The sequence below is a fragment of the Pengzhenrongella sp. genome (genome assembly GCF_036565025.1).
Lineage (GTDB): Bacteria > Actinomycetota > Actinomycetes > Actinomycetales > Cellulomonadaceae > Pengzhenrongella.
Genome location: NZ_DATCNW010000217.1, coordinates 1 through 9244 on the forward strand (window position 1 = coordinate 1; position 9244 = coordinate 9244).

A 9244-nucleotide genomic window follows, 5' to 3' on the forward strand; every position below is an offset into this window, starting at 1 on the left:
TGGCGGCCCTGCTCGCGTTGCGGCCGCGCGCGATCGGTTACCTGGCCTGCGATCCGGCCTCCCTCGCCCGGGACGTCCGGGTGGCGCTCGACACCGGTTGGCGCCTGGCCGGGTTGCGCGCCTTCGACGCGTTCCCGATGACCCACCACGTCGAGTGCGTCGCGCTGCTCTCTCCGCCGCGACTGGCGCGTGACGCGGGTGGGTGAGTCGCCGCACGGCCAGCTATGACCCCGTACGATTTCCCCTTGTGACACACGTTCTCGGTAGTCTGCGCACTCCGGCCGATCTGCGCGCGCTCAGCCACGAGGAACTGGTGCTGTTGGCGGCGGAGATCCGCGACTCGCTGGTGCAGACGGTATCGCGTACAGGCGGTCATCTGGGCCCCAACCTGGGGGCCGTCGAGCTGACGATTGCCGTGCACCGGGTGTTCGACTCCCCGACCGAACCGATCCTGTTCGACGTCGGCCACCAGGCCTATGTTCACAAAATGCTGACCGGCCGCGCCGGGCAGATGCCGACGCTGCGCCAGAGCGGTGGGCTCTCCGGTTACCCCAGCCGCGCCGAGAGCGAGCACGACTGGATCGAGAACTCGCACGCCTCCACTGCGCTGTCCTACGCGGACGGGCTTGCCAAGGCCTTCGCCGTCCGCAACGCACAGCGACCGGTCGTCGCGATCGTCGGTGACGGGGCCCTCACCGGCGGCATGTGCTGGGAGGCGCTGAACAACATCGCCGCCTCCGACCGTCAGGTGATCGTCGTCGTCAACGACAACGGACGCTCCTACTCGCCGACCATCGGCGGGCTGGCCGACCACCTCGCCGGTCTGCGGTTGCGTCCGGGCTACGAGCGGGTGCTGGGCCAGGTCAAGGGCGCTCTCGGCCGCACCCCGGTGTTCGGGGGGCCGCTCTACGACGCCCTGCACGGGGTGAAGCGCGGCATCAAGGACCTGCTGGCCCCGCAGGGCATGTTCGAGGACCTCGGCCTGAAGTACCTCGGCCCCGTCGACGGGCACGACCTGGACGCGCTGGAGACCGCGCTGGTGCTGGCCCGCGGCTTCGGCGGCCCGGTGATCGTCCATTGCGTCACCCGCAAGGGCTACGGCTACCCGCCGGCCGAGAACGACGAGGCCGACCAGATGCATCAGTCCCGGGGCTTCGATCCCGAGACGGGGCAGTCGAGCGCGACGGGCGGGCGCACCTGGACGGGGGTGTTCGGCGAGGAGATGGTCCGCTTCGGCGAACACCGCGACGACATCGTCGCCATCACCGCTGCGATGTGCGACCCGACTGGTCTCAGCGCGTTCGCGCGCCGATTCCCCGACCGTACCTTCGATGTGGGTATCGCCGAGCAGCACGCGCTCACGTCGGCCGCCGGTCTCGCATCCGGCGGCCTGCACCCGGTCGTGGCGCTCTACGCCACCTTCCTCAACCGGGCCTTCGACCAGTTGCTCCTGGACGTCGCGCTGCACAGACTGCCGGTCACCCTCGTGCTGGACCGTGCGGGGATCACCGGCGAGGACGGCGCCAGCCACAACGGGATGTGGGACCTCGCCCTGCTCGGCATGGTGCCCGGCATCCGCATTGCCGCGCCCCGCGACGAGGCGACACTGCGAGCAGAGCTCGCCGAGGCAGTCGAGCACGCCGGCGGCCCCACCGTGGTCCGCTTCCCCAAGACTCCGCTGGGCCCCGACCTGCCCGCGATCCGGCAGGCCGGGGGCGTCGACGTGCTGGCCGAGCCGGGGCCCGACGACGACGTCGACGCGTTCGTGGTGGCCGTCGGCGCCACCGCCGCCGACGTCCTCGACGCGTCGACCGCGATACGCCAGGCCGGCTACACGGTCCGCGTCGTCGACCCGCGTTGGGTCACCCCGGTCGACCCGGCGTTGCTCGATCTCGCCCGCCGCGCGGCCCTGGTCGTCACCGTCGAGGACGGTGTCGTGGTGGGCGGCGTGGGCTCCCGTCTGGCCCAGGCGTTGCGCGAGGCCGGCATCGACGTGCCCACGCGCGAGCTCGGCATTCCGCCGAAGTTCCTCGCGCATGGCAAGGTTGCCGATGTGCGCGCACAAGTCGGTCTTACCGTCCAGGACATCGGGCGTCGCATCGTTGAGTGGTCCGCACTCGTTCAACGGGGTAGCGAGCGGGGATCAGACGTCTCCGCCGCGCGCCACTCGGGCGACTTCGACGGCGCTTGACCAAACGGGCTAGAAAGGCTGACACATGCGGATCCTCGTGATTGAGGACGAAGTGCAACTCGCCGAGGCGGTTGCGCGTGGGCTACGCCGGGAGGGCATGGCCGTGGACGTCGCGTTCGACGGCGATGACGGATACCGCAAGGCAGTCCTGACCCGGTACGACGTGGTGGTGCTCGATCGCGACCTGCCGGGAATGCCCGGCGATGACATCTGCCGCCGGCTCTCCGAGGAGGGCGTGCTCACCCGGGTGCTGATGCTGACCGCGAGCGGCACCGTCGAGGACAGGGTATCTGGGCTGGCACTCGGCGCCGACGATTACCTGGTCAAGCCGTTCGCGTTCGCCGAACTGGTCGCCCGGGTCCGTGCCCTGGGCCGTCGCACCACCCCGGCTGCACCTCCTGTGCTCTCGGCCGGCGACATCGAACTCGACTCGGCCAAGCGCACGGTGTTGCGGAGCGGCGGGCTGGTCGAGCTCACCCGCAAGGAGTTCGGTGTCCTGGAAACGCTGCTCATGGCGCAGGGTGCGGTAGTCAGCAGCGAGGAACTACTCGATCGGGTGTGGGACGAGAACGCGGACCCGTTCACGACCACCGTGCGCGTCACGATGATGACGCTGCGCCGCAAGCTCGGCGAGCCCGCGATCATCGACACGGTCGTCGGGTCGGGCTATCGAATCGATCCGCTGGCTCTCGTGGCCGTGGATGGAGGAGCCGGGACGCTCTCGTGAGAATCTTCCGCCCGACGCTGCGCAGTCGCATGGCGTTGCTTTACGGCGGACTGGTCCTGCTTGTCGGAGTCTCGCTCCTGTTCACCTCGATCGTCTTGTTGAACCGCTCGATCGCGCGCCTGCCGTTCTTCAACACCGTCGGCAAGGTCACGCTGCAAGACCAGGCGGGACATGTGCGTCACGTCGATCCGAGCGCGATTGGCCGCCAATCGCGCACCACCTCAGTCGACTATCTGCTGCACACCGGCCTGATCTACTTCGCGATCATCGTCGTCATCGGCACGACAGGCGGTTACCTGCTCGCCAAGCAGGCGCTGCGCCCGATCGCGAGGCTCACCCGTACCGCGCGGCAACTCTCGAGCGAGAATCTCGACCAGCGCATCGACCTGGGCGGCCCGGACGACGAGCTGCGCGAGCTCGCCGACACCTTCGATGAGATGCTCGCCCGCCTGGCCGCGTCATTCGACAGCCAGCGGCTGTTCGTCGCGAACGCGAGCCACGAGCTACGGACCCCACTCGCGGTCATTCGCACCGAGTTGGAGGTGACCCTCGCCGATCCGGACGCCGACGTCGCGGAGCTGCGCAGGATGGGGGAGGTGGCCGAGGCGGCCGCCGAGCGGGCCCAGCACCTCGTCACGTCGCTGCTGACCCTGGCCACGCTCCAGGCGGTCGGGCAGGGCAAGCTCGAGGTGGCCGAGCCGGTCGACCTGGCCCGGTTGGTACCCGGCGTCCTGCGGGCGGTCGAAGCCGAGCTCAAGGACAACGAGATCACCGTCGAGACCGACGTCGAGCCCGCGGCAACGGTCGGCGACCCGCGACTATTGGAGCGCCTGATCGGCAACCTCGTCGAGAATGCGATCCGCCACAACGTTCCCGGCGGCTGGTTGCGGGTGACGACGGGGGCAAGCGCCGAGTGGGTGTGGCTGCATGTCGCCAACGGCGGCTCGGTGATCCCGCCGGGCGACGTCGATGCGCTCTTCGAACCGTTTCGCCGCAGCCGCCGGGCGCGCAACGCGACCCGCGGCGCCGGCCTGGGCCTGGCGATCGTGCGGCTGATCGTCGAGGCACATCACGGCCGGCTGCAGGCCGCCGCCCCGCCGTTCGGGGGGCTGGCGATCCGCATCGAATTGCCGCGCCAGCCCTCGTCGCGGCAGCGCCCGATGCCCTCCGCCCACCGCGCCGCCTGAGCGGCCGGGAACACCCCAGCCCCACCCGAACGGACGGTTCAGCCGAGTGCCGCCACGAGGCGATCAGCGGCCAGCTCGACCTGCCAAGGGCGGGCACCCAGCTCGGCCAGCCGCGAGCGCACGGACGCGGCATCGCTCGGCTGCGGGGGGGCCCACGCGAGCCGGCGCAGGACGTCGGAGGCGAGCAGGTTCTGGGAGAGCACGCTGTGCGCCACTGCGATCCCGGTGACCACCGCGCGGCAGCGGGTCAGTCGCGCGGCGGCCTCCGGATTGCGGTCGCGCCAGCGGGACGTCGACGGGATGCCGTCACCGCCGTCGCCGGCAGTCACCGTTGGCAGCTCGTCGTCGGCGAGGCCACCTGCCGACACGAGCGCCTCGAACCACCGGCCAAGCTGGCGGCGCTGGCGGGGGCCGCCGAAGACCGGCAGCGCGGCGAGGTCGGCGGGGCGCTTCGGCTGGGCCCGCGCGGCCGCGACGACGGCGGCGTCGGGCAGGACCCGGCCGGGCGCTACATCGCGCTGCGCGGCGTACTCGTCGCGCGCGTGCCACAGCGCCCGGATGGCGGCCAGCTGCCGGCGCTCGCGCACGTTGTGGATGCCCGAGGTGCGTCGCCAGGGCTCGGCCCGTGGGGTCGGGGCGGGAGCCAGCCGGACTGCCTCGAACTCCTGGCGGGCCCACTCGTCCTTGCCCGCGTCGCGCAATGCTTCGGTGAGCACGTCACGTAGGTCCACGAGCAGCTCGACGTCCAGCGCCGCGTAGACGAGCCAGTCATAGGGCAGCGGCCGGGTGCTCCAGTCGGCGGCGGAGTGCCCCTTCTCCAGGCGCACCCCGAGGTGCTGCTCGACCATGGTGCCCAGCGCCACGCGATCGTCGCCGAGCAGTCGCCCCGCGAGTTCGGTGTCGAACAGCGCGGCCGGGTACAGGCCGAGCTCGGCGAGGCAGGGCAGGTCCTGGTTGGCGGCGTGCAAGATCCACTCGGCGTCCCCGATCGCCTCGCCCAGCCGCCTGAGGGCGGGCAGCGGGATCGGGTCGATCAGGGCCGTGCCCACCCCTGCGCGCCGAAGTTGCACGAGGTATGCCCGCTGGCTGTACCGGTAGCCCGACGCCCGTTCGGCGTCGAGTGCGATGGGTCCATTGCCGAGGCGCATTCGCTCGACGAGGTCATCGAGCTGAACCGGGCTCGTGATCGGCTCGGGAACGCCGTCGGCGGGTTCGCGCAGCAGGGGGACGACGGGCTCGTCGGGCTCGTCGGAGGCCGTCGGATTGTCCGGTTCGATCACGTCAGCCCGGCGAGAGCACGGTGACGCCCTCGGGCGGCAGACCCGCCGCGGCGCACAGCAGGTCGACGAAGGCGTGCAGGTGCGGGGTCATGTCGGCGTCATCAGCCGTCCAGGAACCCCGCAACTCCAGCTCGATCGTGGTGTGTGGACCGGCCAGGTCGCCGAAGCGGGTGGACGTCGTCTGCGTGACCGTGCCGCCGGCCGCGCGATATGCCGCGGCCCGTTCGTCGAGGGCGCCGATCAGCCAACTCCAGCCGACGGCGGGCAGCATCGGGTCGACGCCCATCTGCGCGTCCAGCTCGGCGGAGGCGAAAGCGACCAGGCGCAGCACGCCGTCCCACGCCTCGACCCCGTCGGGATCGTGCAGCAGCACGAGGCGGCCGGTGGCGAGCTCGTCGCCGTCAGCGCCGCGAACGTCGGCCGCGATGGCGTAGCTGTAAGGCGCCAGCCGCTGCGGCGGGCGCAGCGGCTCGACCCGGACCTCGGCGCGGACCGACGTGCCCGTCAGGCTGGTCACCGCCTGACGGAACAGATCGGGGGTCGGGGCGGGGACCTCGGCGGCCAGTACCGCGGTCGGGTCGTCGTCCACGTCGCTCACCTGACGGAGGGGTTTGGGTGGGGTCATCGCTCTCGAGTCGGCGTTCAGGCGGCGCGGCGGGCTGCGGGTCGCAGTCGCTCACGGGTGATCAACGGGTCGACGAACAGCGCAGTACCGCAATCCGTGCACGCCCGCTCCGGGCAATCGTAGCCGTGGCCATCGGCGCACGGCGGTGCCTCGGCCAGCCGGACATCGGCGCACGTCGGACAGTGCAGGTACTGCTCGGCATGCATGGTCGAACCCCCTTCGCCTGTCGCAGATGCGGGCGACAAACAAAAGTTCGCACGACCCACCGACAATTTCTGGCAGGCGCGCCGGGGACGCGTGCGACGATGGGCGACGATGTCAAATCCAGTTCCGACGGCGGGCGGCGCTGATGCCACCGCTGTCGCAGCCCAGTCACTCTTCCTCGGTGCCGCATCAGGTAACCCCGGTCCGCATCCGCCGGTGTGGTTCATGCGCCAGGCCGGGCGGTCCCTACCCGAGTACCGGGCGCTGCGCGCCGGCACGGCGATGCTCGACGCGTGTCGGACACCGGAACTGATCACCGAGATCACCCTGCAGCCGGTGCGCAGGCACGAGGTCGACGCGGCGATCCTGTTCTCCGACATCGTCGTGCCACTCGTCGCGATCGGGGTCGCGATCGACATCGTGCCCGGCGTCGGCCCCGTCGTCGACCAGCCGATCCGGGACACGGCAGGGCTCGACGCGCTGCGCGAGCTGGACGCAACAGACGTCCCCTATGTCATCGAGGCCGTCGGCGCGCTGGTCGCCGCGCTAGGACCCACGCCGTTGATCGGCTTCGCGGGCGCGCCGTTCACGCTGGCCAGCTACTTGATCGAAGGCGGCCCGTCTCGTGACCACGCGCGCACCAAGGCGCTGATGCACGGCCAGCCGGTGCTGTGGCACGCCTTGCTGAACCGGCTCGCGGTCATCGCGCGAGAGTTCCTGCGGGTACAGATAGCGGCCGGCGCCGCTGCGGTGCAGCTGTTCGACTCCTGGGCCGGTGCGCTGTCGCGTGCCGACTATGAGCGCTACGTCCTGCCGCACAGTCGCTCGGTTCTGGAGCCGCTGGCCGACGCCGGGGTGCCGCGTATCCACTTCGGGGTGGGGACGGGCGAGTTCCTCGACCTCATGCGCGACGCCGGTGCCGACGTCGTCGGTGCCGACTGGCGGATCCCGCTGGACGAGGCCGCCCGGCGGGTCGGCCCGGGTGCGGTCGTCCAGGGCAACCTCGATCCGGCGCTCCTGCTCGCCGACTGGCCGGTGATCGAGCGCGAGGTGCGCCGGATCGTCGCCGAAGGCCGTGCCGCGGTCGGACACATCTTCAACCTCGGCCACGGGGTCCTGCCCGACACCGACCCGGCCGTCATCACCCGGGTCGTGGAGCTCGTCCATTCGCTGGATCGTTGATCGTGCCTGGTCCGCGGATCGTCGTTGTCGGCGGCGGGATTTCCGGGCTGGCCGCGGCGTTCCGGGTGCGCACGCGGCTCCCCGAGGCCGAGGTCATGGTGCTCGAAGCCTCGCCCGAGGTCGGCGGCAAGCTGCGGCTGGGCTCCGTGGGCGGAGTCACCGTCGACGTCGGCGCCGAAGCGATGCTGGCCCGCCGGCCCGAGGGCGTCGCCCTCGTTCGCGAGCTTGGTCTGCACGACGAGATGATCGCCCCGCTGACCACGTCGGCGCAGGTGCGGGCGGGGGGAGCGGCCCATCCGCTGCCCGCGAGGACGATGATGGGCATCCCAGCGGACGTCGATGCGGCACGTGCCTCCGGCGTGCTGAGCGAGCACGCGCTGGGCCGGATCGCGGCTGAGCCCGATATGGACGCGCTGCCGCAGCTCGAGGACGACGTCGCGGTGGGGGCGCTGGTGCGCTCCCGGCTGGGCAACGAAGTGGCCGACCGGCTGGTCGAACCGTTGTTGGGCGGAATCTACGCCGGTCGGGCCGACGACCTGTCGCTGTGCGCGACGATGCCGGCCCTCGCGGGTCGGCTCCGGCGGACCGGGGGTTCGCTGGTACGCGCGGCACAGGCGGTGACCGACGTCGGCACGCACGACCCCGCGCCGGGCCCGATGTTCGCGTCGCTGCGTCGCGGGCTCGGCACGATCCCGCAGCGGCTGGCCGCCTGGGACGCGATCACGGTCCGCACGTCGACGACGGTGCGCGCCATCCGGCGCACGCCCACGGGCTTCGCCCTTGACTGCGGTCCGGTGAGCGAAGTCGAGCTGGTCGAGGCCGACGCGGTGATCGTCGCGACGCCGGCGGCCAAGGCTGCGCTGCTGCTGCGCGTCGTGGCCCCGGCGGCCGCCGCAGAGCTGCATGGCGTCGAGAGCGCGAGCGTGGCCATCACCACGCTCGCCTTCCGTGACGTGCACCTGCCTGCGGGCAGCGGGCTGCTGGTCGGCGCGAACGAAGGCTTCGGCGTCAAGGCGGTGACGCTGTCTTCGCAGAAGTGGCCGCTCGAGACGGGCGGGCTGACCCTGCTGCGGGCATCGGTCGGGCGGGCGGGGGAGAACCACCTGCTGCAGCGCGGCGACGACGACCTGATCGCGGTGGTCCGGCACGAGTTGCGCGCCCTGATCGGCGTCGACACCGAACCGGTCGATGCGCTCGTCACCCGCTGGGGCGGCGGACTGCCCCAGTACGCGGTGGGACACGTCGACATGGTCGCCCGGGTGCGGGCCGCGGTCTCCGCCGTCCCGGGCCTGGGGGTGTGCGGCGCGGCCTACGACGGCGTGGGCATCCCCGCGTGCATCGCATCCGCGCAGGGCGCAGCCGACCAGGTGCTCGCGTCGCTGCGCGCGAGGGGAGAATGACGGGCATGGCAGAGAAGCAAGCCCGCGAACTCAACGACGTCATCCGCTACACCGCATGGACGGTGTTCCGGGCGGCCACGCCGCTCGCCGCGACGGATCGCCTGGCGCTCGCGGCCGAGGTCGACGACCTGTTCGCTCAGCTCGACGCGAAGGATGTCACGATCCGCGGCACCTACGACGTGAGCGCGCTGCGCGCCGACGCCGACGTGATGATCTGGTGGCACGCCGCGACCGCCGACGCATTGCAGGACGCCTACAGCCGGTTCCGGCGGACCGCTCTGGGCACGCATCTCGAGCCGGTGTGGTCGAACATGGCGTTGCACCGCCCGGCCGAGTTCAACAAGAGCCACATCCCGGCATTTCTCGCCGACGAGACCGCGCGCGCCTACGTCTGCGTCTACCCGTTCGTGCGCTCCTACGAGTGGTACCTGCTGCCCGACCAGGAGCG

9 protein-coding genes and 1 pseudogene are annotated in these 9244 nt (G+C 71.5%); 7 read left to right on the forward strand and 3 right to left on the reverse strand.

Going from position 1 to position 9244, the window contains the following annotated elements; genetic code table 11:
• The 4 genes and pseudogenes from VIM26_RS12350 to VIM26_RS12365 all read left to right on the forward strand — a co-directional run.
• Nucleotides 1–206: pseudogene (locus VIM26_RS12350) on the forward strand (hypothetical protein); the annotation flags it as partial.
• 41 nt (nt 207–247) lie between these two features.
• Complete coding sequence (gene dxs / locus VIM26_RS12355) at nt 248–2191, forward strand: 1-deoxy-D-xylulose-5-phosphate synthase (RefSeq protein ID WP_331951575.1); 1944 nt, start codon at nt 248–250, stop codon at nt 2189–2191.
• Nucleotides 2192–2216: 25 nt separating this feature from the next.
• Nucleotides 2217–2918 (forward strand): response regulator transcription factor, encoded by a 702-nt coding sequence (locus VIM26_RS12360; RefSeq protein WP_331951577.1) that lies wholly within the window; start codon nt 2217–2219, stop codon nt 2916–2918.
• Nucleotides 2915–4105: a HAMP domain-containing sensor histidine kinase gene (locus tag VIM26_RS12365; protein ID WP_331951579.1), complete on the forward strand. Its 1191-nt coding sequence runs from the start codon at nt 2915–2917 to the stop codon at nt 4103–4105. The genes VIM26_RS12360 and VIM26_RS12365 overlap by 4 nt, the downstream gene beginning before the upstream one ends.
• 38 nt (nt 4106–4143) lie before the next feature.
• On the opposite strand, the gene VIM26_RS12370 is transcribed toward VIM26_RS12365, so the two are convergent.
• The 3 genes from VIM26_RS12370 to VIM26_RS12380 are packed head-to-tail and all read right to left on the reverse strand — an operon-like array spanning nt 4144 to nt 6216.
• Nucleotides 4144–5385 carry an HRDC domain-containing protein gene (locus VIM26_RS12370; RefSeq protein ID WP_331951581.1) on the reverse strand — a complete coding sequence of 414 codons (1242 nt, stop codon included), beginning with the start codon at nt 5383–5385 and terminating at the stop codon, nt 4144–4146.
• Between the two features lies 1 nt (nt 5386).
• Nucleotides 5387–5974 (reverse strand): DUF3000 domain-containing protein, encoded by a 588-nt coding sequence (locus tag VIM26_RS12375; protein WP_331951583.1) that lies wholly within the window; start codon nt 5972–5974, stop codon nt 5387–5389.
• 53 nt (nt 5975–6027) lie between these two features.
• Nucleotides 6028–6216, reverse strand: coding sequence for a hypothetical protein (locus VIM26_RS12380; RefSeq protein WP_331951585.1), 189 nt, complete (start codon nt 6214–6216; stop codon nt 6028–6030).
• A 223-nt stretch (nt 6217–6439) separates the two neighbouring features.
• Here VIM26_RS12380 and hemE point away from each other — a divergent pair, with 223 nt between their 5' ends.
• The 3 genes from hemE to VIM26_RS12395 all read left to right on the forward strand — a co-directional run.
• Entirely contained in the window at nt 6440–7396 is a 957-nt protein-coding gene (gene hemE, locus VIM26_RS12385) for a uroporphyrinogen decarboxylase (RefSeq protein ID WP_414696479.1), read from the forward strand.
• Nucleotides 7397–7398: 2 nt separating this feature from the next.
• Entirely contained in the window at nt 7399–8796 is a 1398-nt protein-coding gene (gene hemG, locus VIM26_RS12390; RefSeq protein WP_331951589.1) for a protoporphyrinogen oxidase, read from the forward strand.
• A gap of 5 nt (nt 8797–8801) precedes the next feature.
• Nucleotides 8802–9244: chlorite dismutase family protein (locus VIM26_RS12395; protein ID WP_331951590.1), on the forward strand; the 443-nt coding region annotated here is incomplete at its 3' end.